The sequence below is a fragment of the Arthrobacter sp. MYb221 genome (genome assembly GCF_002979835.1).
GTDB lineage: Bacteria > Actinomycetota > Actinomycetes > Actinomycetales > Micrococcaceae > Glutamicibacter.
This window is the reverse complement of the sequence record NZ_PCPW01000001.1, coordinates 392,689-418,011: the sequence shown is the minus strand read 5'-3', so window position 1 is coordinate 418,011 and position 25,323 is coordinate 392,689. Positions and strand designations below refer to the sequence as shown.

Here is a 25,323-nt window from a genome sequence, read left to right as displayed (position 1 = left end):
GGGAATTGGTGGACAGGCCAAATGGCAGAAAAATTTCAAATCGTGTGATGATCTGGGCTCATTCGAGCAAAAATCGCGGAATTGGGCCCCTTCTTGTCTCGATGCGAGAGGAAGGTGCGATATTGTGTGTTTAGTGCAACATTGATTCTATGCCGTTTGAAGCGTTCCTGGTTTGGGAACTGAGCTTCAATCAAGCTAAGATGAAATGTCGGACTATGTTTTTATAGGAGTCATCATTAGCGATAAGCGTTCTGATCGATCGTCACATGGCGCACTCGATCGCAACTCGCCATTGGTTATATCAGCCATGGACCTTGGCCGAGCGCCAGGTTCCATGAAGGCTCTTAACGAACAAGTTCCGGCACCCGCTGATGTGGGTAACGCACTCATTGGTATTCGTGGAGGATCTGAGATTTCCTTAGATCTTCGCCTCGAAGCTGTGCACGAGGGCATTTTGGTATCCGGCATTGCCACGGTGGAAATCGCTGGCGAATGTGGACGGTGCCTTGCGCCTATCGGGTTCAACTACGGGGCTGATATTCAGGAACTCTTCTACTATGAAGAGAGCGATGAATTCGAAGAAGATGATGATGTAGATCAGTATTGGGTTGTCGGTGACTATATTGACATCGATCCGGTATTGCGGAACGCAGTGGGCACAGCCCTACCGTTCCAGCCGGTATGCCGGGATAATTGTTTGGGCCTCTGCAATGAATGCGGAGTCAGCCTCAACGATGAACCTGAGCACCACCACGAGGTAGTAGATCCTCGTTGGGCAGCGCTTGCGCAGCTGTCCGAGGCCGCCACAGAAGATGTGGCAACAGATAAAACGTCAGACGAGAGAGAAGAGAAGTAGTCGTGGCTGTTCCAAAGCGGAAGATGTCCCGTGCGAATACTCGTGCCCGCCGTTCACAGTGGAAGGCTACCGCACCGAGCTTGGTGAAGACCGTTGAAAACGGCCGCGTAACCTACAGCCTGCCTCACCAGGCAAAGGTTGTCACTGACTCAGCAGGTACCGAGTTGTTCCTTGAATACAAGGGTCGCAAGGTCGCAGACGTCTAAGACATGTCTTCTAAAGAAGAACTTTTGAAGCGTCTCGGAATCGACATCGATTCCGAGACGCTTCATCTTTCGTTGACCCACCGTTCGTACTCATACGAAAACGGTGGCATACCCACTAATGAGCGCCTAGAGTTTCTTGGCGACTCCATCTTGGGCTTTAGCGTTGCAGAGCACCTCTATAAGACGTGCCCCGATCTCCCTGAAGGCGATCTAGCAAAGCTGCGTGCCGCAGTAGTCAGTACCCGCGCCTTGGCAGATATTGCCCGAGGCCTCGAACTTGGCCAGCACATTCTCCTGGGCCGCGGAGAAAGCCAGTCCAACGGTGCTAACAAGTCTTCCATCCTCGCAGACACCGTAGAGGCCCTTATTGGCGCCGTCTATCTGGTGCACGGCATGGATGAAGCGCGTGACATGGTGATGCGCCTCGTCGGACCGCTGCTTTCCGACCCGCAGCTGCTCGGCGCTGCCACCGACTGGAAAACCGTCATCCAAGAAGAAGTCGCCGCCGCTAAAAACGGTGAAATGCGCTATGCGGTCACCGGATCCGGCCCTGACCATGCTCGCTTATACGTAGCGGAACTGCTCATTGGCGATAAGCTGCACGGCAAAGGCACCGGTCCGTCGAAAAAGGAAGCCGAGCAAGAAGCCGCGCGGAACACGTGGAATATGCTTCACCCCGGTGAAGATCTTCCGAAACGCTAAGGCACGGATATGCCTGAGCTGCCAGAGGTAGAAGTTGTCCGTGAAGGACTAGATAAATGGGTTCGCGCGCGATTGATTGAATCTGCCCAGGTCTTGGATCCACGGTCCGTTCGGCGGCATACCGACGGTGTGCGCGATTTCGAAGAAACCCTGGCCGGATGCACCCTGGCTTCGGTGGTACGTCGGGGCAAGTTTCTCTGGATGGACCTCGAAGGCCTTTCTGCGCCGGCAGCCTTAGTGGCGCACCTTGGAATGAGCGGTCAGCTCCTGGTCGAAGAGCCAGATGCGCCGGATGAAAAGCACCTGAAGGTCCGGTTGTCGCTCAGCGAACGCAGCGACGCACCATCCGAGCTGCGCTTCGTCGACCAGCGAATTTTTGGCGGAATGTTCCTGTCCCCGCTGGTGCCGACCGTGGATGGGCATCCAGGCGGTGCAGGCAGCGATAAACCGTGTATTGCACAAGCCGCCGCGCATATAGCCCGAGATGTCTTGGACCCCTACAGGGACACTGATTCGCTTTATCTTTCGCTGCGTAAACGCACCACCGATCTGAAGAGGGCGATTCTTGACCAGACGGTGATCTCCGGGGTTGGAAATATCTACGCCGACGAGGCGCTTTGGCAGGCAGGACTATCGGGACTCCGTAACACCGCGACCATCAGGCGCCCAGAGGTCGAACGCCTGGACGCGGCACTGATCGATGTGATGTCCCGTGCGCTTGACGCCGGAGGGACAAGCTTCGATTCCCTATACGTCAATGTCAACGGCGCTAGTGGCTACTTTTCCCGTTCCCTGAACGCCTACGGTCGCGAGGGCAAGACCTGCCAACGCTGCGCCGGAAACGGACGAGAATCGGTGATCCGCCGAGATCCTTTCATGGGACGCTCCTCGTACAGCTGCCCTGTATGTCAGCCGCGGCCTCGGCGGCGCCGATAACCTATCTGCGAATTACTGGGTAAATTCGCTAAGTACTTTTTCGTTGAATGGCGCCCATGCGTCCACGGCCCATTGCCCGAATGGTTTATCGGTCAAAGCCACGCAAGCAATCCGATTCTCTGGATCAACCCACAGGAACGTACCTGATTGTCCGAAGTGTCCAATGGTCGTTGCCGGGTGGCTTGGGCCGGTCCAGTGCGGATTCTTGGTGGAGCGGATTTCGAAGCCCAAGCCCCAATCATTCGGATTCTGCCTTCCGTATCCGGGCAGGATGCCGGCCAGGTTTTCAAAGTGGACGCTGGTCGCATCGGCCATGGTCTGCGGAGCCAGCAACGTTGGATTGAGCAATTCTGCTGCGAACAACGCAAGATCGGACGCGGTCGACCTGCCGTCCTTGGCGCAGCTTCCGGCAATCTCGGTATTGCTCATTCCGAGTGGCGTGAAGACGGCTTCCCGGGCGTATTCCGAAATGCTCATGCCGGTTTCGCGTTCCAGATGCTCCGCCAGTACCTCAAAGCCGGTGTTCGAATAGCCTCGTTTGGTTCCCACGGCAAAACGGATGGTGGTCGAGTCGAAGTCGTAGCCGGCCGTGTGCGCCAGCAGATGGTGAACCGTGGAACCTTCCGGGCCGGCAGGATCTTCCAACGTTATTGCTTCTTCTTCGAGGGCGATGAGGAACGCGTAGGTGCTCAGTAGTTTCGTCACGGAGGCTAAAGGATATACGCGCTGCATGTCGCCGTGCTGGTCGGATATCGAACCATCTCCATGGACCACGACCGATACCGCGTTATCTGCCGGCCACTGTTCGATCTCGGCTAAGACGCTCATGATTTGACCAATCCCTCAATATTCGTTCTCGTGAAAGCGAGCGGGAAACACCCAATCGAGGCATCGCTTCGCTAGAATTACGAGCAAGGATTGGATAGATTTCCCTAGCCAACCATAGCGACACAACGCCAAACATAGGAACTTTACGCCGTGCATCTGAAGACTCTCACCGTTCGCGGATTCAAGTCTTTTGCCTCGGCGACCACCTTTGAATTCGAGCCCGGCGTCACCGCCGTGGTCGGCCCCAACGGTTCAGGGAAGTCCAATGTGGTGGATGCACTGGCTTGGGTGATGGGGGAGCAAGGGGCCAAGACCCTGCGTGGCGGCAAGATGGAAGACGTCATCTTCGCAGGCACCTCCGGACGCGCACCGTTGGGCCGTGCCCATGTGTCGCTGACCATCGATAACGCCGACGGCAAGCTTCCCATCGATTATGCGGAAGTCACCATTTCACGGACCCTCTTTCGCGCCGGCGGATCCGAATATGCTATCAATGGCTCGTCGTGCAGATTGCTGGATATCCAAGAACTGCTCTCGGACTCCGGTCTGGGCCGAGAAATGCACGTCATTGTCGGCCAGGGCCAGCTGGATAGAATCTTGCACGCCACGGCCGAAGACCGCCGCGGATTCATCGAAGAAGCCGCGGGCGTGCTCAAGCACCGCAGGCGCAAGGAGAAGACCCTCCGCAAGCTTCAGGGCATGCAGGGCAACCTGGACCGCCTTGAGGACCTGAATTCGGAGGTGCGCCGGCAGCTGGCGCCGCTGGGACGCCAGGCAAAAATAGCGCGCCGTGCGCAGAGTGTGCAGCTCGATGTGCGTGATGCCAAGGCCAGGCTTCTAGCCGATGACCTGGTGTCGCTGAATAACAAGTTGGCTCAGGACATTGACGACGAGACCAAGATCCAAGCTCGCCAGCAAGACACCAACCTCAAGCTGGAACATGTGAAGAAGCATGTGGCCAAGCTGAGCGGAGAAATGGAACTGCTGGCGCCACGGCTCGGCCTGATCAACGATTCATGGGTAGCACTGACTACCCAGTCCGAGCGGTTCCGGTCCCTGGCCGCCTTGGCACATGAGCGCGGGAAGCTGTTGGAAGGCAACCAGGCGCACTTCGACTCGAGCCGCGACCCGGACAGGCTGGAATCCCAAGCGGAGCGCTTAGCCGAAGAGCTGGCAGAGCTCGAGGAGTCGGTCGAAGACCGGCACGAAATCCTGGCCGAAGCAATCGAAGCCAAGGAACTGGCCGAGGAGCAATCGCGGGCCGAACAGCAGCGGATGGCCGCGCTGCTGCGCGCGGCCGCCGACCGCCGCGAAGGCATGTCGCGCCTGGCCTCCCAGGTAGCCTCGGCGCGCAGCCGTGTGGATGTCACGCGAGCAGAGATTGCGCGATTGGAAGACGGGCTGCGCTCCTTTGACGCGGATCTCGACGCGGACGCGAAGTCGCATGCCGAGCTGTCGGTGGACCTAGAACATCGCCTGGCCATGGAATCCGCGTTGAACGACGAATTCGACCGCGCGGAAAAGGACTACGCCCTGCACACCAAGGCACAGTCCGAGGCCGCCGCGCAGGAACGCGCACTGTCGGTCCAGATTTCCGGACTGAAGGCCCGCCTTGATGCGTTGCAACTCAACACCAAACGCGACGATCATTCCGAAAGGATGATCCAGCAGGCTCCGGAGGCGATCCTGGGCCGGCTCGGCGAGCTGATATCGGTGACTCCCGGATATGAGCAGGCAATTTCTGCAATCCTGCGCGAATCGGCAGAATCCCTGGTCACCCGGGATCAAGCGTCGGCGCTGCAGCTGCTTCAGGCCATCGGCTCGGACGAAGCCACGCATGCGAGCTTCGTCCATGCCTCGGCAACTCATATAAGCACCCCGACGCCAGAGTCTGCGGCGATTGCCGCCCGGGACGTTGTCGCTGCGGGCCCGGAGCTCGGCAATCTCCTGGACGCGCTGTTTGCGCATCACTACGTCGTGGAGGATCTCGCCGAAGCCGCAGCCCTGCTGCAGGTCGACCCACTCGCTCAGCTCACGACCCTGGAAGGCACCACGGTCTCCGCGCTGCGCAGCTCCGTGGGGGACTCGGCCGGTGCTTCGCTCATTGCCCAGCAGGCTCTGGTGGAGCAGACGGCCTCCGAGCTGGCCACCGCCCAGCGTGAGCTGGAAGACTGCGAATCCAGCCTGGCAGCCCGGGCCCCGGTGCTCTCCGAGGCGCAACTGGCGTACGAGGACGCCCAAGGTGCGCTGGCCGAGTCGGATGCCAGCATCGATGAGATCTCCAGCTACCTGGCCAAGCTTGGGCAGAAGCTTCGCACCGCGCGCACCGATAAAGAGACCTTGCACGAGCGGGTTCTGGCGACCCGGGAAAAGCTTGAACTCGAGCAAGAGTCCTTGGAAGAGATCACCGAACGCATGGAGATGGCTTCCGAAGACGAAGAGGAAGACGCCGTAGATGATGCAGGGCGGGCATCCTTGGCAGATGCCGCCTCCTCGGCCCGCCAGCGCGAACTCGAAGCTCGCCTCGCCTTGCGCAGCAGTGAGGAACGCGTCAGCGCCCTGCGCTCGCGCGTGGAGGGGCTGCGCCGGACCGCCGCAGCCGAGCGTACCCACCGCCAGGTGGCCGCCCGCCGAGCCGAGGAACGCCGGGCGCAAGCGGCCAACGCGCAACGCGTAGCGCAAGCCGCCGAACGCGTCTTGCAGTTCATCGAGGTTTCGGTGGGCCTGGCGGCCCAGGAACGCGAAGAGCTGACCGGCAAGCAGCATGATCTGGACCAGCTGCTTTCCAGCCAGCGGGTCGAAGCCGAGCAATTGACCGCGGAACTCGCCCGCCTTTCCGATGCGGTGCACCGCGACGAAATGGCGCGCGCCGAACTGCGCATGCGCATCGAGGCCCTGGAGAGCAAGTCCTTGGAAGATCTGGGGCTCTCCCCGGATCACCTGATCGCCAACTTCGGCCCGGACCAGCTGATTCCCGAAGAAGCGGACCCCGATGACAAATGGGCCGAGCTTCGCCAAAACGTGGATGAAGAAGGCAACCTCCTGGGGACCAAGCCCTTTGACCGCGCGGAGCAGGAAAAACGGCTGAAAAAGGCCGTGCGCGACCTCGCCGCCCTGGGCAAGGTCAACCCGCTGGCATTGGAGGAATTTGCGGCTCTTGAAGAGCGGCATAAATTCCTCAGCGGTCAGCTGGAGGATCTGAAGAAGTCGCGAAGCGATCTGCAGCAGATCATCAAGGATGTAGATGCACATGTGGAACGAGTCTTCACCGAGGCCTATGACGACACCGCGGTGCAGTTCAAAAGAATCTTCGAACGACTTTTCCCCGGGGGAGAGGGCCAGCTGGTGCTCACCGATCCGGAGAACATGCTCACCACCGGCATCGAGGTCGAGGCGCGACCCGCAGGCAAGAAGATCAAGCGGCTCTCCCTGCTCTCCGGCGGCGAACGCTCGCTGACCGCCGTTGCGCTGCTGGTGGCGATCTTCAAGGCCCGCCCCTCGCCCTTCTATGTGATGGACGAGGTTGAGGCCGCACTCGATGACGTGAATCTGGGGCGCCTGATCACCGTCTTCGAGGAGCTCCGGGAAGCTTCCCAGCTCATCGTCATCACGCACCAGAAGAAGACCATGGAAGTTGCCGACGCGCTCTACGGGGTGACCATGCGCGGAGACGGTGTCTCCACGGTGATCAGCCAGAAGATGGCTCGATCCCAGCCCGTTTAGCATCTATTTCACGTCTGTCGATATACTGGTCATAGGCCATCTGGTCGAATTCAGTGACAAATGATTATGCGGGTGTTCCATGGCATTGTTCAGTAATCGCAAACGGGACAAAACCGTTGTTCCTTCGGCTGCGGACGGTTCGAAAAACGCTGGCCTGGAAGCACAACCCGGCACGGCGCCGCTGATCAGCGTGATCATCCCGGTCTACAACTCGATGCCCTACCTCACCGAGCTGCTGAATTCGCTGGAGACCCAAGATCTGGCAGCCGAGAAGTTCGAAGTCATCGCCGTGAACGACGGATCCACGGACTTCGGTGATGAAATTCTTGATATCTACGCCAAGCGGAACGCCAACTTCCGGATCATCCATCAGGACAACAGCGGCTGGCCCGGCAAACCGCGAAACGTCGGCATCGACCATGCCAGGGGCGACTACGTCTTCTTCTGCGACGCCGATGACCGCTTGGGTTCCGAAGCACTGCGGCGGATGACCAGCTACGCCACCACCCATGACCTCGACATCCTCATACCGCGGATGGTCGGAATCGGCGGGCGCCGTGTCCAGCAAGGATTCTTCGCCAAGACGCGCCCGGAGATCTCCCTCGAATTCGTGCTGGCCTCTTTGTCCCCGCAGAAGATGATTCGCCGCCGGCTCATCGAGCAGCACCAGATACGCTTCCGCGAAGACAAGGTGCGCCTAGAGGACGGCATGGCGATGGTCCAAGCCTATGTGGCGGCCGAACGCATCAGCATCCTCGCCGACTACGACTACTACGAGATTCGGCTGCGCTCCGATGGGCAGAATATCAGCGTGGGGAAAATCGACCCGGCCGGCTACGTCGCTTCGCTCAGCCACATAGCCCGGACCGTACGCAACCACACCCAGCAGGATGCCGCCTATACCCGGCGCCTGATGGCAGGACTATTCACGCGCAAGGCCCTGTCCTTCTACGAAGGGCGGCGCTTCATGAAATACACGCCCGAGGCACGCCAAGCCTGGGTGGATCATCACCGGAAATACCTCGACGAGTTCATCGCCACCGACCGCGAGACGGTATTCAATCCTGCCCGGCTGGTCAAGGTCGAGCTCATCGCCCGCGGAGACCTGGCAGCTCTGGAACGCCTGGCCACCGGTGAAATCGAGGCCACCGCCAACCCGGTGGTGGAGAAGATCCGCGCCGCCGATTCCACTCTCGAGGTCGTGTTGACCTCACCGGCCGGAGCCCCGGTGCCCAAGGCCCTGCTGTTCGAAGACCGCGAGTCAAAAACTACCGTGAACGCCGAACTGGTGGCGACCGCTTCCCATACGTACGTCGCGAAGTTCGCGCACCACGCGCTGATAGCGCAGATCCCGCGCTTGGGCAATGCACTTGTCCACTACTCCGAGACGGACCGCCGCCGGATCAGCCTCCCGGAGGAAGCCGGAGAAGTGGTCCACGGGGGCGTGCGGGTCTACCGCACCGCCTACGGTTATTTGAGCGTGGATACACGAAAGGCCCAGCGGGGCTAACGCCCGCCGAGCCTCTCGGTACTACCTGGCTAAAATGGTCAGCAGATATTCTGCTGGCCATTTTTCTTATAGGCCACGGTCTCGTCCAGCACCACCGGGCCGCCGAGCAAGACATTGGTCCAGCCCTTCATGGACCGCATGGCGCTGGCCACGGAAGAGGGCATGCAGCTCTTCTTGGTCAGCAACAAGGGCGCATCATTGTAAGAAGCGATCACGGCACCGGTGAGCCCGTCCCGGAAATCGTCGGCCGTGGCCACAAACTGACGCTGCGAGCCCTTAGGCCAGAAGGTCTTGGCAATCAGCGCACTCGTGTCATAGCGCGTAGCACCTTCGTAGCGAATCACCTTCGCGTTGGGAACCGCATTGCGTACCTGGCGTTCGGCCTTCGCGGAGATGGCGAGCGGGCCGCCGGCCAGATACACGCGCGTTGGCTTCAGGCGCTTGAGTTCGCGAATGGTTGCCGCCGGAACCGAGGCTTTCTTGGTCAGCAGCATCGGGGCCTCGCGTCCGGAGGCCACGGCTGCCAGCGACATCGCGTCTTCGAATCGCTCGCCGGTGGCCAGGAACACCTGGTTGGAGCTCTTCCAATTCTTGGAAATCAAGGCGCTGGTGTCGTAGAGGTCGTTGCCCCAAATTCGGGTCACCGGGCCGTAGGCTTTAATCTTCTTGACGGTACTCTCGCTGATGGCAATCGGACCGCCCAAGACGACGATGTTCTTTGGCTTCAACCGCTTCAGTTCGGCGGCCACGGAAGAGGGCAAGGAATTCTTCTGCGTCAAGAGCAGCGGCGCATTTTTCAACGAGGCAAGGGGCGAACCGGCGAGGGCGTCGGGGAAGCGTTCGCCGGAGGTGATCACCACGGTGGATGCCGAGGACGGGAAGGTGCGCTTGGAAATCGCCACCGGGGTATCGAACCAGCGGTGCCCGTAGAGGCGTACGGGCTCCAGCCGGGTAGGCCACACATCCGCATTGCCAAGATATGAGGTCACCATCCGGTAAGGGGTGCTGCGCGTGTTCTTGGCGAAGTCACGCAGCGAGGTGAGGTCCCCGTTCCACACATTGGCATCCACATTCTTTGCGCTGCCAATGAGGTTCGAATTCGATGAATACTGCCACACGCTGAAGGTCTTCCATCCTTCGGGAAGCTCACGTGGGTTCTTGGGAACGTTTGCGGTGGGGAAGACTGAAACATGCAGCGGCCAGGACTTGAAGACCTCGGAATCGCCGGTGCACTTATCCCACCAGGACTGGGCGGTGTAGATCATCGGCAGGCGTCCGGTGCTAGCCTTGATGGTGCTGCCAAAGCTCTTGATCCAGTTCACCGTCTGGGCCGGAGACATGCCGTAGCAGACATCGCCCTTGCCCTGCGGGTAGGCCTTGGCCGAGTATGGGTTCCATTCGATGTCCAGCAGCGGTGGCATGGTCTTGCCATCGGCTGACCATCCGCCACCATTGGCCAGGAACTCTTTTGCTTGCGCGGCACCCGAAGAGTGGGCGGGCATGGCGAAGTGGTAGGCGCCGCGGATGACTCCTGCGTTGCGCGAAGCGGCGTAGTTCGCTTTGAACCTTGGATCTTTGAAGAGGGTGGAAGGCCATGACTGGGTGGCCTTGATGTAGCCGAAGCGCGCACCATTCTTATAGGCCTGCGTCCAGTCGACGGTCCCTTGGTGGTGGGAGACGTCGATTCCCAATGTCCCCGGCGGGCGCCAGGTGCGCAGTTCTTCGAGCGACCCCGGCACCGCGAGGTCCAGCTCTTCCTTCTGCCCGGTTTCGTCGGCCACCTCTTGCGCGAGGTCTGCGAGCTCTGCCAGCGTCGGAGCGGTTGGATCCCCGGACTCATCGATTCGCTTCTGGCCTTGGCCCATGGTCGCGTCGATGAAATCTTCGCCGAGGGCATCCAGGGCCAGGTCGGCCAGCGAAATACGTTCCTCCGCCGAAAGATCGGTGCGCTTGGCTAGCCCGTCTTCAATGGCCTTGGCTGCAGACCCGGCAAAGCTAGGGGTGCTTGCTGGCGCGGAAGGTTCGGGGGTATCCGGCTCTGCGGAGCCGCCCGGTGATGGCGTGGGGGAGGGCGAAGCGCTAGGGGCGGTTTCTTCGGCGGGTTGAGCCACGGCTGGTGCTGTGGCGGCCAGCGGCAAAACTAATGCCGCCCCCAGGGATAGCGCAAGCAGGCGTGTGCCTGCCCAACGGTGTTCAGGCATAAAATCTCCTGTAGGGAATGCGAGTGTGTCAGCGGTGATTCCCCACAGTCTATAAAACCGACAAACGAAAGTCGCCCTGTTCCGCGTGCGGGTCCGGGAGACTTCAGTTATTTGCCTTGGTTTGCGTTCTCCGCGTCAACGGCAACCGGGCGAATGGTTTTGGGGACCAGCAACCACGCGACCACGCCGACGAGGCAAGCGGCCCCCGAAGCGCTCAAGGCCACCTGGTAGCTGATGGCATCCGCCATGGCCCCGGCGATCAGCGGGCCGATAATCGCCCCAAGGTCCGTGAACATCTGGAATCCGGCCAGCGCCTTGCCGCCGTTGCGTCCCGAGCCAATGACATCTGCCACGGCCGCCTGCTGGGCTGGGCCCAAGATGCCGCCGCCGAAACCAGCCAAGACCGAGAGGATGATGAACCCGGTCAGCGAGGTGAAGTAGCCCATGGCCACAATGGAGCCGAGCAGCACCGTCATACCGACCAGGATCGGGATTTTTCGTCCGATTCGATCCGTGAGCTTGCCCGAGAAGATCAGCGCGATTCCGTTGCCGACGGCGAAGATGGCCAGCGAGATGCCGGCGACCTTCGGGCCGAGGTCCTCGCCGAAGACCGCCAGCGCGAAGAGCGGAATCATGCTGGTGCGAATGCCAAAAGCCAGCCATCCATAGCTGAAGCCCGAGGCCAGGGCCGCCCGGTAGGCCGGTGAACTCAAGGCTTCGCGGGTGGTGACCACCTCCACCGCGGAGGCGGCGCCGTTCTTTGCCGGGTCCTTGTCCAGGTCACGCCGGCGTCCCAGCGCGAAATAGACGACGGCCGCGGCGATCACCAGGGCGGTGCCGTAGATGACGAAGGGGATGCGCATGCCAAAGGGTGCCAAGAGGCTGCCCAGCACCGGGCCGATCACGTTGCCGAGCAAGAAGGAACCGGCATACATGCCCGAGATCCGGCCGCGCGATTCCTGCGGTGCCAGACGGGCAATGAGCGCCATGGCCGAGATGGTGAACATGGTGGAGCCGAAGCCGCCGAGCCCGCGCGCGATCAGCAGCTGCGTGTAATCCTGGACCACCGCGCACAGCAGCGTGGAGACCGCAACCAGCAGCACGCCGGTGACATAGATGCGCGGTTCGCCCAGCTTGCCCACCAGCACGCCCGCGACCGGGGCGAAGATCAGCCGGGTAAAGGCAAAGATGCTGACGATCACGCTGGCGGCGGCTGCGCCGACATCAAAGCTCACCGCATACTGCGGCAAGATCGGTGCAATGAGCCCGAAGCCCAAGGCAATGATGAAGGCTGCGACCAAGAGGATCCCGATTTCACGGGGGATGGGCGGACGTGGCTTAGACGAACGTTGACGTGGCATGGTGACCGGTTCCAAACTGTCATCGCGACAGCGTGGCGAGACCTTTCTTGAGGACAATGAAAACTGCTGGCGGTAAGGCCACAGCAAGTCTATGCCGTCTTGGCGAGCCGGCGTTCAACTGGTGACCGAAGACTCGTGCGGGTCCTAAGAGCATCGGCTTGGCAAGACTATGAGAGAATTTCACTCGTGACCGATCAGCTATTATTTACCATTATCATTGTCGCGGTCATCGCCGTGGTGGCCATTGGTGTCATCGCGTTCGTGGCCAAGGGGCGCAAGCCCAAGACTCCGTACACTTCCGAGCGCGACGCAGACGATACGCCAACCAGCGCGTCCCCAGCCGAGCCAGGCGATACCCCGGCAGAGGGGCAGAGCCCAGCTGGCGCAGTCCTGACCGAAGAACCTCCCGTTGCGCCGGCGGCTCCCGCCGCCCCGGCACTGGATGTTCCGGAGCCGGTGCAGGGACGTCTGGCGCGCTTGCGCGCTCGCCTGACCAAGTCGAACAACATGTTCTCCAAGGGCCTGCTGGCCCTGCTCAGCCAGGACTCGATTGATGAGGACGTCTGGGAAGAGATTGAAGAGACCCTGCTGCTGGCGGACCTGGGCACCGAACCAGCCCTCGAACTCGTGGACGCCTTGCGCGAGCGAGTGAAGGTTGAAGGCAGCCGCGACCCGCAGCGGGTGAAGGCAATGCTCCGTGAAGAGCTGCTCAAGCTGGTGGACCCCACTCTGGACCGCAGCTACCTGCCTGCCCCGCATCCGGACCGTCCAAGCATCATCATGGTGGTTGGCGTCAACGGTGTCGGCAAGACGACCACCATCGGCAAGCTCGCCCGCGTGCTGGTTGCCGAGGACAAGGACGTTCTGCTCGGAGCGGCGGATACCTTCCGTGCCGCAGCCGCCGAGCAGCTTGCTACCTGGGGTGACCGGGTGGGCGTGCCCACCGTGCGTTCGCAGATCGACGGCGCGGATCCGGCATCCGTAGCCTTCGAAGCGGTCTCGGCCGGCATCGACCAGGAAGTCGACATCGTCATGATCGACACCGCCGGGCGCCTGCAGAACAAGGTCGGCCTGATGGACGAGCTTGGCAAGATCAAGCGCGTGGTCGAAAAGAAGGCAACCATCGATGAGGTGCTGCTCGTCTTGGACGCGACTACCGGTCAGAACGGCTTGGCCCAGGCCAAGGTGTTCTCCGAGGTCGTCAACGTCAACGGCATCGTGCTGACCAAGCTTGACGGCACCGCCAAGGGCGGCATCGTCGTGGCCATCCAGCGCCAGCTCGGTGTTCCGGTGAAGCTCGTGGGTCTGGGCGAGGGCCCGGATGATCTGGCGCCCTTTGATCCAGAAGCATTTGTGGACGCATTGCTCGAAGACTAATCTTCGAAATTCGGCAAGAGGCACCTGGCCCTGTGCTTCCGTACAGGGCCAGGTGTCTCTTGCATTAACCGGCGAGGGATACTTCAACAGAAGCCAGAGCTCGAGGTATCGCCTCGGCGCCTGGTGATTTCGCGAGCGAAGGCCACCGATCCGCTGGCCGGGGAGAAGATCTGCTTGATTTCGAATGGCAGGTGGCCAAGAACGCCGACGAGGCTGGAAAGCCCGCCGCCGAGTGTGGGCAAGCGTCTTCGTGTGAACTCGCGGCCTCCAAGATCCAGACTATTGGAGATGTGGCACCAGTGGAGGTGCGGGCATCAGCTCGAATCCGTACGCGGAGCCATCTTCCAATTCTGCAGCAGTGCAACCTCGGATGCCATTGCTGGGTGTTCTTGCGAGGTGCCGCACGCGGTGTGCCATGCGCGGCCGGAGTCAGATCCAGTAGGCAGCTGGTGAGCAATTGCGCGTTTAGCAAGCGGCAACTGCCGGTGCTGCCAGGCATGCTTGCGCACCGCGGGACCTTTTTGGCCCGCAGCTAATAGGAGTTTCCTGAGCCTTGGGTCACAATGCCATCGATGCAGATGGGCAACAACCACCTTGAATGCACCGATGGGTAGGGAAGTTTATATATAGATGCAGATCAAGCCGCTCCCGCGTCAAGCTAAGATTAGGTAACTGTTCAGTCTTTGTTCAGCTTAGATCGATAGACATGAAAAGTAGGCCTCGAGTATTCGAGGCCGTTTCTACGTTGGCAAGCCGCGCATATCCCGTCTTGCCTTGCGAATCTATCCCCGGACAAAGGATCCCGCCGCACGTGAGCCTGCAGCAAACCAAGACTGTCGCGTCCGCGCCACAACCCAAACCGGCGGTTTTTCGTGGGGACATCCAAGGGCTGCGTGCCATTGCGGTGGGAATCGTGGTGCTCTATCATTTCTGGCCCACCGCCCTGCCCGGCGGATTTGTCGGGGTCGACGTCTTTTTCGTGATCTCTGGATTCTTGATCACCACGCACCTGATCAAACGTCCACCGCAGAACCTCAAGGACGTAGCGCAATTTTGGATGCGCCGCGTCAAACGCCTGCTGCCCGCCTCATTTCTGGTGATCCTCAGTGCACTCGTCGGAGTTTGGTTGCTGGCGCCGATCACCCTCTGGCAGGACTGGGGATTCCAGGCCATCGCGGCCACCTTCTATTTCCAGAACTGGTATCTGGCCACCTCCAAGGTCGACTATCTCGCCGAAGCGGATTCTCCAAGCCCCTTCCAGCATTTCTGGTCCCTCTCGGGCGAAGAGCAGTTCTATCTGGTCTGGCCGATTCTCATTGGCGCGCTGATCATGGCGGCCGTGCGTTTGGGATGGAACCGGCGCAACGTTGCCTTGGCCGGCGTCGGGCTGATCTTCGCCTTGTCGCTGGGGTATTCCATGTACGCTACGGCCAATGATGCGGGTACCGCCTACTTCTCGACCTTCACCCGTGCGTGGGAATTTGCCGCAGGCGCGTTGGTCGCTGCGTTGGGCAAGCGAGCCTACGCCGCAAAGAACAGCGTGCTGAGTATGCTGGCCACCTGGGTGGGGCTAGCGGCCATCGTGTTCAGCGCGCTGAGCTTCGACGGCGAGATGCCTTTCCCCGGATACATTGCACTCCTTCCGGTCCTTGGCACCGCTCTGCTGCTGCTAGCTCATTCGACACACAAGTGGTCTCCGAACAAATTGCTGGCAAACCGCTTCATGGGTTTCTTCGGCGATAATTCCTACGCCATCTACCTGTGGCACTGGCCGATACTGATCCTTGCCCCCTACGTGGTGGCAGATTTTGGAATGGCGGCCCAGCTCGGTGCGCTGGCTTTGACCTTGATGCTGTCGGTGCTCACGCAGAAGCTCGTGGAAGTCCGCTTCCGCAAGTTCATCGAGGTATCGAAGCATTTCAGCGCTCCGCGATTCTTGCTTGCAGGCTCCGCGACCTTGGCCTTGGCCGCCGGCGCGTTCTATTCGATGAGCGGCGCCATTATGGAGGAGTCCAAGGACATCTCCGCGTCCGTCAAGCGGGTTAGCGCCCAAGTCGGCGTCGATTGCTTTGCGTCCAACGGGCTGACGGATGATTGCGTGGCCAAAAAGGGCATTCCGGACAGATATCAGCAACTGGCTCCGGCGCCCATCATGGCCAAGGAGGACAAGCCCGATATCTACAAGGACGACTGCTTCGCCGGCCAAGGTGACAACTACGCCGAGCGTCCCGTGTGCAGCTTCGGCGAAGGGAAAATCAAGGTTGCTCTCGTCGGCAACTCGCATGCTGGGCAGTGGGTTCCTGCGCTGAAGTCCATTGCAGAAAAACGCGGTTGGGCGCTAGACACCTACCTGATCAGTCGCTGCGCAGTGATGGGCGAGCCGCAGGACTATGACGAGCAAGCCTCCATTGATGGCTGCACTGAGTACGCCGGGTGGGTTACCAGTGAGATTGAGAAAAAGGACTACGACTTGGTCATCTCATCGAGTCGACAGTCGTTGCCGGTTGTCGGGGAAGATCTGGAAGGCTCCGCAGGGCCAGCAAGAAAAGCATTCGAAAAGACCCTGCGTGAGTGGGAGAATACCGGAGCGCAGGTCGCGGTCATCCGTGATACCCCATTCCCCGGAAGCACCATGGATAACCTGCCCGATTGCGTAGCCGAAAATGAGCAACGCTTGGGCGAATGCAGCGGTGCGGCCGAAGAATGGATTCCCATGGATCCACAGGTCGATGCGGTGAATTCTCTGGACGATCCGAATATCGTCTCGCTGAGCATGAATGACAAATTCTGCCGGGACGAGTTGTGCCACGGCGTTGTTGGCGGGGTGATCGCCTTTTGGGATCACTCTCATCTGTCGCAGACCATGGCCGCGCACCTGGCCAAACCACTGGATGCCCGACTGAAATCGGTGCTCGACAACGACAAGCTGTTCGCCTCGTCCTAAGGGTAAATGCAACCCAGCGCCTCGTCAGTACGGTTCGGCGGCAGGCAATCGAATAAAGCTGTGGGGCACGTTTCGTCGGCGAAACGTGCCCCACAGCCATGCCGCGCCCAGTGCTTGCCCAGCGGTACCTGCGGACCGGCCCCGTTGCGCGGCCGGCCGCGTAGGAATTTGGCAAGTGAACTGCTTGCAAGGATGAACAAATTACAAACAATCGATAAAAAGCTTGCGGGCATCACCGGACTTTCTATTGCTCGGAATCGTGACAGATTCCGGTGGGTAATCGATGGTTAGAAAATCGGTTCCTAGGTGGGCGATGGGCCGAGCGCGCTGTCCAATGCGCAAGCAACCTAAACTCGGCCAACGATTGATGGCAATCGTTGGCTTCCTCGCGTTGGCGGCGCCGCTGTCGCTGGCACCCCCGGCACTTGGCCTAGCGCCGGTCGACTCCGTACCGCTTCAAGCCGCCGGGCAGGAATCCGAGCAAATAGCACCGGTGAAGGACCGGAAGAAAGCCAGCGCGGCCAGCACCACGGTCAACCTGAAGCTGCGTGAGCGCCCCGAGACTAGTTCCGCATCCCTGGGCACCATGGCCAAGGGAACCGTCGTGAGCCTCACCGGCAAAGAGCAGGGCAACTGGAGCCAGCTCACCTGGGGATCAAAGACCGGTTGGTCTGCCACCCGGTACCTGAACACCGGCGGCGAAGCCCAGCAGGAGCCCCAAAGCCTGTTGCGCGGCAAGCCGGCGTCCACGCAATATCGCTACGTGCAGCAAAGCTCACACCTACTCGCACTGGAACCCGAAGAAATTCACGGTCCTCGGGCGCATCCACCTCGGTGAAAGGTACGAGGTGCGCCGCTGGGCTGCCAGCAGCCGGCGCGACGAAATCCTGGTTGACGGCCAATGGGTTTGGACCTCGGTGACGGACCGCCAACGAGTGGACCTGCAATACCGCTATACGCAAAGCACCGGTCCGGTCTACACCGCAAGCGGCAAGGCCACCGGAACCATCCGCCGCGGGACCAAGGCTCAGTGGGGGACCTGGAACGCCAAAAACCGCCGCAACGAGGTCAAGGTCAACGGCAAATGGGTCTGGACCGACGTGCACAACCGCCACAAACCCGCAGGCATGCTCCCGCCGGTCAGCAACGTTTCCGACTACGCCCGCTTCACCACAAGATCGCTTTCCGGCTTCATCAAGGAAAAGGACAACCTGCGACTGCATTCGCCCTACTCGGTGGCGGCCTACGGGACGTTGCGCACGGGCCAATCCGCCTATAACGTCATGGGTGGATTCCAGCAGAAGGCGATGAATCAGCGATTCCACCAGTCATCGCTCTACCAGCTCTGGGACCGGAACTGGACGTTCTTGACCAACGGACCCAAGACGGTGGCGACCGAACAGTTCCAGTATTCGGATGCCAAGGGACCGGGCATGCTCAGGAAACTGGATATCTACGAAAGCCAGCTGCGCTACCAGGGCAGGCCCATGTACACGCGGCAAAACGTGCGACTGATCGATGGCTCGCAGTCCTGGACCTATAAGACGACCGCCTTCTCCGAAAAAGTTGTCAAGAATTCGGGCCGATACATCTCCTCCGGCGACTTCTTGAAGCGCTCCTAGGCACAGGCCAATACCTCATGAGCATCCCGGCGAAGTGGAAACTGGAGAACCCAATGATTGTCCGCAGGAATCCAAAAAAACTAGCGTTCGCCGCCGCGACGGCACTGATCGCGCTGGGCACCGCGGGCCTCCTGACCGGGTGCGCTTCCACGGCCGAAGCCGAGACGACCGGCAACGAGCTGGCGGAGCAACTAGCCGACGTGGCGAAAACCGATCCGCAGACCGGGGAAAAGGTCATGGTCGATTCCCAATCCCAGGACGTCAAGGCCCTGGGCGAAGCGGGGAAGCTGACCGTTGCGGGGGAAACCCAACCCTCATTCGAGATCACCGTGCACAGCGTGGAGGTTTTGGACTCCTGCATCCTGCGTGGCTACGGGGAAAGGATCACGCCGGAAAACGGTGCCTTCCTGCTGCTCGACGTCAGCGCCAGCCTTGCCGCCTCGGCCGCGGAGGCCGTCGCAGAAGAGATCGCGCTGATGCCGCTGGACGCCTCCGTCTTCGGCACCTCGCCCGGGGCGAACCGTGCGGTGTCCTACGACGCGGACACGATCGCCGCCTACTCCTGCGAGGTGGATGGTGCGCTGGATATCGCGGTGGGTGCCGGTGACCAGGTGCGCGGCAAGCTGGTGCTGGACGTCCCCGATGCCTCCGGGCAGGTGATTTACGATCCGGAGAAAACCGGAGGCTGGACCTGGAACTACTAGCGAAGCGGCGCTGCGCGCACCGCGCTTGCGAAGGATCGGTTGCCGCTGATCTCCCTGCGCATCTAGATTCCCTCCGGAATTGGGCATACCCTTGAGTCCTGCAAGGAATTCGTGCTTTGGGGGGACCGAATTTTTGTGAATCGCCGTCATCATGCAACCCACTTTTTGCCCAGGCGCAAAATTGTCCAGCGAAGAAAATCGTTGGCTGTCTGGAGCACTTCCGCGCTGTCCGCGGTCACCCTCACCGGCGCGTTGGCCTGGCCGCTGCTCGCGCTGCCGTCCGAAAACCGCTCCGGAACGAGCGCAACGGCACTGGCTGCGCTGGATGGCGGAACCCTGGAGAGCTACCCGATAGCGGTCAGCGAGTATGCGCCGCTGGCGGCCTTCGGGGGATCGGGCAAGGAATTGGCCATCGACGGGCGTGCCGTTGACCTGCCGCTGCTGGTCCCCGATGAGTTGGGTGCACCGTCCGGCCCCGCGGCGGCCATCGGCCAGAACCCGCCGCGAGGTTCGGAAGGCTCCGCGCAGCGGGCATTGCTGCTCGGGACGGTGGGCTCCGTGGGCCAGCTGCCGGGCAACCTGCAGCTCATGCATCCGGTGGCCACCCGGCGCATCTCAAGCCCCTACGGGTGGCGGGCCAACCCCACCGGGGCAGGCCACCAGATCCATATCGGACAGGACTACCCCATTGCCTGCGGCTCACCGGTGCACGCCAGCGAGTCGGGCACCGTGAGCGTCTCGCGCTGGGCCGGGCATTCGGGGATGCGCGTGACACTGGAGCACGGGCACAACGTGCAGACCGGCTACAGCCACAATTCGAAGCTGCTGGTCGCCTTGGGGCAGCGGGTGCAGCAAGGCGAGGTGATCGCCTTGTCCGGAACCACCGGCAATTCAACCGGCTGCCACGTGCACTTCGAGGTGCTGGTCAACGGCCGCTGGAGCGACCCGCGGTTGTATCTGCCGCGGATCCCCGGCCAGGGGCCGGCACTGATCGATTCGACGCGGCTGACGGTGGACGCGCGGAGCGCGCCCAAAGGCCAGCCGGAGCGCCCTTCGAGGAAAGAGCAGAATCCGGATGTGGTCGTCCCGAAGGACGATACACCGGTGGTGCCGGAACCTGCCCCGGACCCAACACCGAAGAAGACACCTGCGCCCTCGGCATCGCCAACGGCAAAGCCATCGACCAAACCTACGGAAAAGCCCTCGAAATCCCCGACGGCAAAACCGACGCAGCTCTCGACGGACGAACCTTCGCCGACGCCTTCGAAGTCTCCGACGGCCAAGCCGTCATCCTCACCCTCGCCGTCGCCAAGCCCGAGCGAAGAGCCGGAGCCGAGCGAAAGCACCAGCGGCTCACCAACCTTGGCGCCCTCGCCTACGCCAAAGCCGAGCAAGTCGCCGGAACCCACCACGGCACCGACGGCGCCGCAGTCTCCGAGCAATTCACCCACGCCAAGCATCACACCGTCCGCCAGCACCAAGCCGATCCAGTCCCCAGAACAGTCCCCGGACGCCCCGCTCGGCCCCAGCGCCAGCCCAACGCTGCCCAAGCTGCCGGAGCCCAGCGCCAAGGTGCCCCCGGATTTGGAAGAATCCAAGGAGCCAAGCTCCCCGGCCCAAGAGAAGTCCACGAAGCCGCCGGAGGCCCAAGCCACCGGCGAATGACCTGGCCTCAGCGCGACCTTCCCCCGGCCTGCATCGGGGCATTCGGCCCGCGCCTGAACGCGGAGACGCTGGGTTCCCCGGGCAGCCAGAAGCGCCACGGGAATTCGGGACCGCCTGCGCTTCCCGCCACGCCGACCCGCGGACCGGTGGACATCTGGGCGGGAGGCTGCGGGGGATCGCTAAGCGTGAACGGGGCGGCGAATAGATCACGGCCATCGTGCTCGGGGCGTGTAATTCCCAGCGCTTGGGCCGCATTCCCGGGCCCGCGGGCCAGCTGGGCATACTTGATGTCCCTGCCCGTTCTCCGTGCCAGCCTGCGCGACCGCGCCAGATCCGCGCCTTCGACTACCTCGCCTGCCCTGAGCAGCACCCCGGAGGCAATGCCGGCCGGGGAACAGACGAAGTTGATCGCAAAATGCATTCCGTAGCTGAAATACACGTACGCGTGCCCGGGGCCCAGGAACATCGAAGCGTTTCGCTCGGTGCGCCGATCCCTGGAATGGCTGCCCGGGTCATAGGGGCCGGCGCTGCCCAGGCCCATATAGGCTTCGACCTCGGTGATGCGCAGGGACACGGTCCCTTCGGGCGAATCCACCGAGAATAGCGCCCCGAGCAGTTTCGGCGCGACCTGCAGCGCATCTGGGATGAAAAGATCTCGGTCCATCAGTCAAGTATGCCAAGCACCGCTTAACTGTCGGTAGCCGATGTGATGATGCCTGTTACCGGACGCATGGGGCGTCGGGTAACTCGCACCAACGAATGGATGACAATGAAAAAGCTCATGGCCGTTCCGGCCATTTTCCTCGCCCTGCTGTTTGCCCTGACCGCCTGCGGAGTCTCCGCAGCTGAGTTCGAGGAGGTCCAGGCTTCTTCTGCCGCGCTGGATAGCGAAAAGCAGGAACTCCAAGCGCAGCTCGAGGCCGTCAGCGCCGAGCTGGACGCTGTGGAAGCCGAAGCCAAGATACTGCGTGAAGCAGAAGAGCAGCGCCAAGCCGAGGCGAAAGCCGAAGAAGAACGCAAGGCCAAGGAAAAGGCCGAGAAGGAAGAGGAGAAAGCCAAGCAGGAAGCGGCGAAAAAGGCGGAAAAGGAGAAGGCCAACAAGGCCAAGAAGATCTCCAAGCGTGAACTGGCGCAGATCGTGAAGAAGCCGGACTCCTATGTCGATAAGAACGTCATTATCTTCGCCCGTGTCACGCAATTCGATGCGGCCACCGGGCTGTGTTCCTTCCGGGCCAACGTCGCTCACGCACATGTGGGCAAGTACGACTTCGAGCACAATTCATACTTCACGGCCGGTGACGGGATCACCGACTGCTCCATCCTCGATGATGTGCTGGCAGATGACATAGTTCAGGTCACCGCGACGGTCTCCGGTGCGCTGACCTATGACACGCAGATCGGCGGGTCCACCACCGTTCCCCAGTTCCAGGTCATCAAGATCAAACGACTCTGAGCAAACCAGGGACTCATTCTTCGGCCCGGCAGCCACTACGCGCGACTGCCGGGCCGAACTGCGCGCATAAGAACTGCGAAACCTGCCGGAAACACCGAAGAGAACTGAACGTCACGCGAACCGGTCAAATGTCACATCCCCGAAACCAAAGGTGGAGGCCCGCGAAATATCGGTGGCCAAGAATTAGTACTTGAAAGAATTCGATTCACTCACCGATACACCTAACACCTTTGAGGAGATGTGGACCCCATGGAGTTAGATACAGCCAGCCTATGGATAATGATCGCCGCAGCGCTTGTTCTACTCATGACACCGGCACTGGGCCTGTTCTACGGCGGAATGACCCGCTCTACCGGCGTGGTCAATATGATGCTGATGAGCTTCTCGGCGGCCGCGCTCAGCGCGATCGTCTGGATTCTCTGGGGCTATTCGCTCTCCGCCGGGGAGCCGGCGATCGCCGGGGTCATCGGCAACCCGTTCAGCGACATCGCCATGCAGAACACCGAACCCAGTGGCTTGCTCGCGGCCGGATTCTCCGGCACCTTCGCGCTGATCTCGGTGGCGATTATCTCCGGCGCCATCGCGGACCGCAGCCGTTTCGCACCGTGGCTGCTCTTCGTGCCGCTGTGGGTCTCGCTGGTCTACGCACCGGTGGCCTTCTGGATCTGGGGCGGCGGGCTGCTCTCCGAGGATGGCGTTCTCGGCCAGCTCTTCGGTGAAGCCATCGACTTCGCCGGCGGCGCCGTGGTCCACACCAACGCAGGTATCGCAGCTCTTGTCCTGGCTTTGAAGCTCGGCCAGCGCCACAACTTCCACGACCGTCCCCAGCCGCATAACACCCCGCTGGTGATGCTGGGCGCCGCACTGCTCTGGTTCGGCTGGTTCGGCTTCAACGCCGGTGCCGCCACCACCATCGAGCAGGCCGGCCTGATCTGGATCAACACCATGGGTGCTCCGGCCGCCGCGGTGCTTGGCTGGATCCTGGTTGAGAAGCTGCGCGGACAGCGCCCAAGCTCGGTAGGCGTCGCCTCCGGCCTGGTCGCCGGCTTGGTCGCGATCACGCCATCCTGCGCCGACCTGTCCCCATGGGCGGCCCTGCTGCTCGGACTGATTGCCGGTGCCGGTGCCGCCTGGGCGGTCAACCTGAAGTGGAAGCTCGGCTACGACGATTCGCTCGACGTGGTGGGCGTCCACCTGGTCGCCGGAATCATCGGCACCCTGTACCTGGGCTTCTTCGCACTGCCCACCGAGGAGAACGCCGGCGGCCTGTTCTACGGCGGCGGACTGAGCCAGCTGCTTGCGCAGTTCATGACGCTGCTCGTCGTGATCGTGTTCTCGGCGGCCATGACCTGGATCATTGCCACGGTCATCGACAAGATCGCCCCGTGGCGCGTCTCGGCCGAAACCGAGATCGAAGGCATCGACGTCTCCGAGCACAACGAAAGCGGGTACCACTGGGTCAGCAAATAGCAATGAGGGATTAATAAGGGGTAGAACTCCGGGGCGACCCGGCAGTTCCGCAGGAAGCCTGCCAATGGTTCATGGGGCCATCGGCAGGCTTCCTCTGCGTTTGCCGCAACCTGTCCGCGGCCTGTGGCCGGCCGCTCCTGGCTAGCTGCGTAAGTTGCGCATCGCGGCCGGCATCAATCAAGGCTTCTGCGTTCCGCTGCCGTCCACCCCGAAATCCATATTCCGGCGTTCGTATTCGCGCTGGCTGAAGGTCGCTTGCTGGATCGATTCGACCTGGTCGAAACTCGACCCGATGGCCCCGCCCAGGGTTCCCAGCGACGCCGCCAGCCAGGCAAGGTTGACGTACTCGGCGAAGCCCACGGGGTGGCGCAACTGGTAGGAGAGGAATCCGTGATCGATGACCACCAGCGAACCGAGCAAGAGCGCAATGAAGAGCAGAAGGTACATTGCGGCTGCCGCCAGCATCACGGTCAGCACCGTAGAGGTGTTGTAGAGCACCAGCCGCTCGCGGTAGTGCTTTCCGCGCGGACGTTCCCAGAGCCTGTTGTGGAAGAGCAGCCACAGCCCCAACAGCAGGATGCTGACAACGGTAATCAGCGCCAGGCGGAGGCTGCTGAGGTAGTCGGCCATGGACCAGATGCTGGTATAGAACACGCCGAAGGCACCGGTGGCCGCCGCCCCGGCGAGGGCCGAGGACAACTGGGGGACCAGCCGCCAGGGCCTGTTGCTGCGCACCATTCCGAAGACCAGGAAAATCCGCCCACGCAGACCCTTGAGGCTGACGTATCTTGTTGATGAGCGGCCGTCTTCGCTCGGCTCGTCCAGGCTTCCGCTTACCGAGAAGGCGCGTGCCGACAGGGACGTCGGCATCAACGGCTTCCGATCGCCGGCCAGTTCGCCCATGATGTCAACCAACGCGCTGGTGAGATTGCGCGGGCGGGCCATCCCCAGGCTCGGCACCACCAGCGTCGCGGCCCCGTGGAGCTGGCTGATGCTTCGACCCACCGGCTTGCCTTGGCCGTATTGCGGGATATCGGTGAGGTAGATGATGTACTCCCAGCCGAACTTCTCGCGCAGCGCACCGACGTGCCGATTGAGCATCACTTGCCCGGATTCATCCAGCGGCAGCGTGAGCGGGCCGACCTTGACCGACCAGCGGACTTGATCCTGATCCTCGCTATTCAATGCGTTTTCCAAGCGTTCGCGCACCTTGCCTGCCAGCACCTGAGCGATCCCCGGGTCGGCAAGCAATCCCACGGTGCGCACGGCGGGCTGTTGCTTTGGAATGATGGACCTCCGAAGTGCGGCACGGTATTTTTCGGCGGCGGCTGCCACTATGCCCACTCTATGAACTGCAGTGTCGATCGCCAAGCAATCTCAGTCTTTTTGGAGAATCAAGGCCGTGCAGAGCCAGAAAGTCTTCCGCCTTGCCCGGAACTCCTTGCGCTCTCCGAGCCGATGTGGAATTCTCGCGATTATCCCGCCAAGGGCAGAATCGGCGCCGCGCGCAAGGAAGAGGAGCATCATGTCATTCTTCGAAGAGGCCAAGGAAAAGATTGAAAACCTTCTCGGCAAGGTGAAGCCCCCGGAGGAGGAGGACATCGAGCAGGAAACCCGCAACGGCACAGGGGACGACGGCTTGTTCGACGAAGACGATCCCGCGATCGGCGAGGACCCGGATCTGAACGCCTCGGACGATGATCAATACGAAAGCCGGTGATGACCGGCAACCCGCCCGGAATCTTCGGCCGGGACTCGAATCTGA

The 25,323-nt window shown here is 61.4% G+C and carries 21 protein-coding genes; 15 read left to right on the top strand and 6 right to left on the bottom strand.

Annotation, left to right across the window (positions count from 1 at the left end):
- Positions 1-292: 292 nt before the first annotated feature.
- From CQ015_RS01990 to mutM, 4 genes are read left to right on the top strand one after another with little or no spacing between them, the layout of a single operon-like run.
- Positions 293-856 carry a DUF177 domain-containing protein gene (locus CQ015_RS01990; RefSeq protein ID WP_374954785.1) on the top strand — a complete coding sequence of 188 codons (564 nt, stop codon included), beginning with the start codon at positions 293-295 and terminating at the stop codon, positions 854-856.
- Between the two features lie 2 nt (positions 857-858).
- On the top strand, positions 859-1,062 hold the full coding sequence (gene rpmF, locus CQ015_RS01985) for a 50S ribosomal protein L32 (RefSeq protein WP_060701450.1): 204 nt from the start codon (positions 859-861) through the stop codon (positions 1,060-1,062).
- A 3-nt stretch (positions 1,063-1,065) separates the two neighbouring features.
- The gene (gene rnc, locus CQ015_RS01980; RefSeq protein ID WP_105649212.1) at positions 1,066-1,764 is read left to right on the top strand and encodes a ribonuclease III; all 699 of its coding nucleotides are present in this window, start codon (positions 1,066-1,068) and stop codon (positions 1,762-1,764) included.
- A 9-nt stretch (positions 1,765-1,773) separates the two neighbouring features.
- Positions 1,774-2,700 (top strand): bifunctional DNA-formamidopyrimidine glycosylase/DNA-(apurinic or apyrimidinic site) lyase, encoded by a 927-nt coding sequence (mutM, locus tag CQ015_RS01975; RefSeq protein WP_105649211.1) that lies wholly within the window; start codon positions 1,774-1,776, stop codon positions 2,698-2,700.
- A 12-nt stretch (positions 2,701-2,712) separates the two neighbouring features.
- Here mutM and CQ015_RS01970 read toward each other — a convergent pair whose 3' ends face one another.
- A complete protein-coding gene (locus tag CQ015_RS01970) occupies positions 2,713-3,528 on the bottom strand; it encodes a serine hydrolase (protein ID WP_105649210.1) in 816 nt (271 codons plus the stop codon).
- Between the two features lie 150 nt (positions 3,529-3,678).
- On the opposite strand from CQ015_RS01970, the gene smc reads away from it, so the two are divergent.
- Together smc and CQ015_RS01960 are read left to right on the top strand one after the other, a co-directional pair.
- Complete coding sequence (smc, locus tag CQ015_RS01965) at positions 3,679-7,251, top strand: chromosome segregation protein SMC (protein ID WP_105649209.1); 3,573 nt, start codon at positions 3,679-3,681, stop codon at positions 7,249-7,251.
- Positions 7,252-7,330: 79 nt separating this feature from the next.
- Positions 7,331-8,761, top strand: a complete 1,431-nt coding sequence (locus tag CQ015_RS01960; RefSeq protein ID WP_105649208.1) for a glycosyltransferase — start codon at positions 7,331-7,333, stop codon at positions 8,759-8,761.
- Between the two features lie 38 nt (positions 8,762-8,799).
- Here CQ015_RS01960 and CQ015_RS01955 read toward each other — a convergent pair whose 3' ends face one another.
- Together CQ015_RS01955 and CQ015_RS01950 are read right to left on the bottom strand one after the other, a co-directional pair.
- A complete protein-coding gene (locus CQ015_RS01955; protein ID WP_105649207.1) occupies positions 8,800-10,962 on the bottom strand; it encodes a cell wall-binding repeat-containing protein in 2,163 nt (720 codons plus the stop codon).
- Between the two features lie 107 nt (positions 10,963-11,069).
- A complete protein-coding gene (locus CQ015_RS01950; RefSeq protein WP_181148275.1) occupies positions 11,070-12,323 on the bottom strand; it encodes an MFS transporter in 1,254 nt (417 codons plus the stop codon).
- A 186-nt stretch (positions 12,324-12,509) separates the two neighbouring features.
- Between CQ015_RS01950 and ftsY the strand changes: the two genes are divergently transcribed.
- Positions 12,510-13,700 (top strand): signal recognition particle-docking protein FtsY, encoded by a 1,191-nt coding sequence (gene ftsY, locus CQ015_RS01945; RefSeq protein WP_105569187.1) that lies wholly within the window; start codon positions 12,510-12,512, stop codon positions 13,698-13,700.
- Between the two features lie 83 nt (positions 13,701-13,783).
- Here the strand turns inward: ftsY and CQ015_RS18855 are convergent, their stop codons facing one another.
- On the bottom strand, positions 13,784-13,942 hold the full coding sequence (locus CQ015_RS18855; protein ID WP_181150328.1) for a hypothetical protein: 159 nt from the start codon (positions 13,940-13,942) through the stop codon (positions 13,784-13,786).
- 569 nt (positions 13,943-14,511) lie between these two features.
- Between CQ015_RS18855 and CQ015_RS01935 the strand changes: the two genes are divergently transcribed.
- The 5 genes from CQ015_RS01935 to CQ015_RS01915 all read left to right on the top strand — a co-directional run bounded on the left by CQ015_RS01935 (position 14,512) and on the right by CQ015_RS01915 (position 20,635).
- Complete coding sequence (locus tag CQ015_RS01935; protein WP_181150327.1) at positions 14,512-16,644, top strand: acyltransferase family protein; 2,133 nt, start codon at positions 14,512-14,514, stop codon at positions 16,642-16,644.
- A gap of 334 nt (positions 16,645-16,978) precedes the next feature.
- Positions 16,979-17,482 (top strand): SH3 domain-containing protein, encoded by a 504-nt coding sequence (locus CQ015_RS01930; protein ID WP_181150326.1) that lies wholly within the window; start codon positions 16,979-16,981, stop codon positions 17,480-17,482.
- A gap of 10 nt (positions 17,483-17,492) precedes the next feature.
- A complete protein-coding gene (locus CQ015_RS01925) occupies positions 17,493-18,266 on the top strand; it encodes a gamma-glutamylcyclotransferase (RefSeq protein ID WP_105649203.1) in 774 nt (257 codons plus the stop codon).
- Positions 18,267-18,283: 17 nt separating this feature from the next.
- Positions 18,284-18,970 carry a hypothetical protein gene (locus CQ015_RS01920; protein ID WP_105649202.1) on the top strand — a complete coding sequence of 229 codons (687 nt, stop codon included), beginning with the start codon at positions 18,284-18,286 and terminating at the stop codon, positions 18,968-18,970.
- 201 nt (positions 18,971-19,171) lie between these two features.
- On the top strand, positions 19,172-20,635 hold the full coding sequence (locus CQ015_RS01915) for a M23 family metallopeptidase (RefSeq protein ID WP_105649201.1): 1,464 nt from the start codon (positions 19,172-19,174) through the stop codon (positions 20,633-20,635).
- Positions 20,636-20,642: 7 nt separating this feature from the next.
- Here CQ015_RS01915 and CQ015_RS01910 read toward each other — a convergent pair whose 3' ends face one another.
- Positions 20,643-21,299: a DNA-3-methyladenine glycosylase gene (locus tag CQ015_RS01910; RefSeq protein WP_105649200.1), complete on the bottom strand. Its 657-nt coding sequence runs from the start codon at positions 21,297-21,299 to the stop codon at positions 20,643-20,645.
- A gap of 105 nt (positions 21,300-21,404) precedes the next feature.
- Between CQ015_RS01910 and CQ015_RS01905 the strand changes: the two genes are divergently transcribed.
- Positions 21,405-22,088, top strand: a complete 684-nt coding sequence (locus CQ015_RS01905) for a hypothetical protein (RefSeq protein WP_105649199.1) — start codon at positions 21,405-21,407, stop codon at positions 22,086-22,088.
- A gap of 249 nt (positions 22,089-22,337) precedes the next feature.
- A complete protein-coding gene (locus tag CQ015_RS01900) occupies positions 22,338-23,558 on the top strand; it encodes an ammonium transporter (protein WP_105554607.1) in 1,221 nt (406 codons plus the stop codon).
- Between the two features lie 177 nt (positions 23,559-23,735).
- On the opposite strand, the gene CQ015_RS01895 is transcribed toward CQ015_RS01900, so the two are convergent.
- The gene (locus tag CQ015_RS01895; RefSeq protein ID WP_146113996.1) at positions 23,736-24,893 is read right to left on the bottom strand and encodes a hypothetical protein; all 1,158 of its coding nucleotides are present in this window, start codon (positions 24,891-24,893) and stop codon (positions 23,736-23,738) included.
- Between the two features lie 190 nt (positions 24,894-25,083).
- Between CQ015_RS01895 and CQ015_RS01890 the strand changes: the two genes are divergently transcribed.
- Positions 25,084-25,278 carry a hypothetical protein gene (locus CQ015_RS01890; protein WP_105649197.1) on the top strand — a complete coding sequence of 65 codons (195 nt, stop codon included), beginning with the start codon at positions 25,084-25,086 and terminating at the stop codon, positions 25,276-25,278.
- Positions 25,279-25,323: the final 45 nt, after the last annotated feature.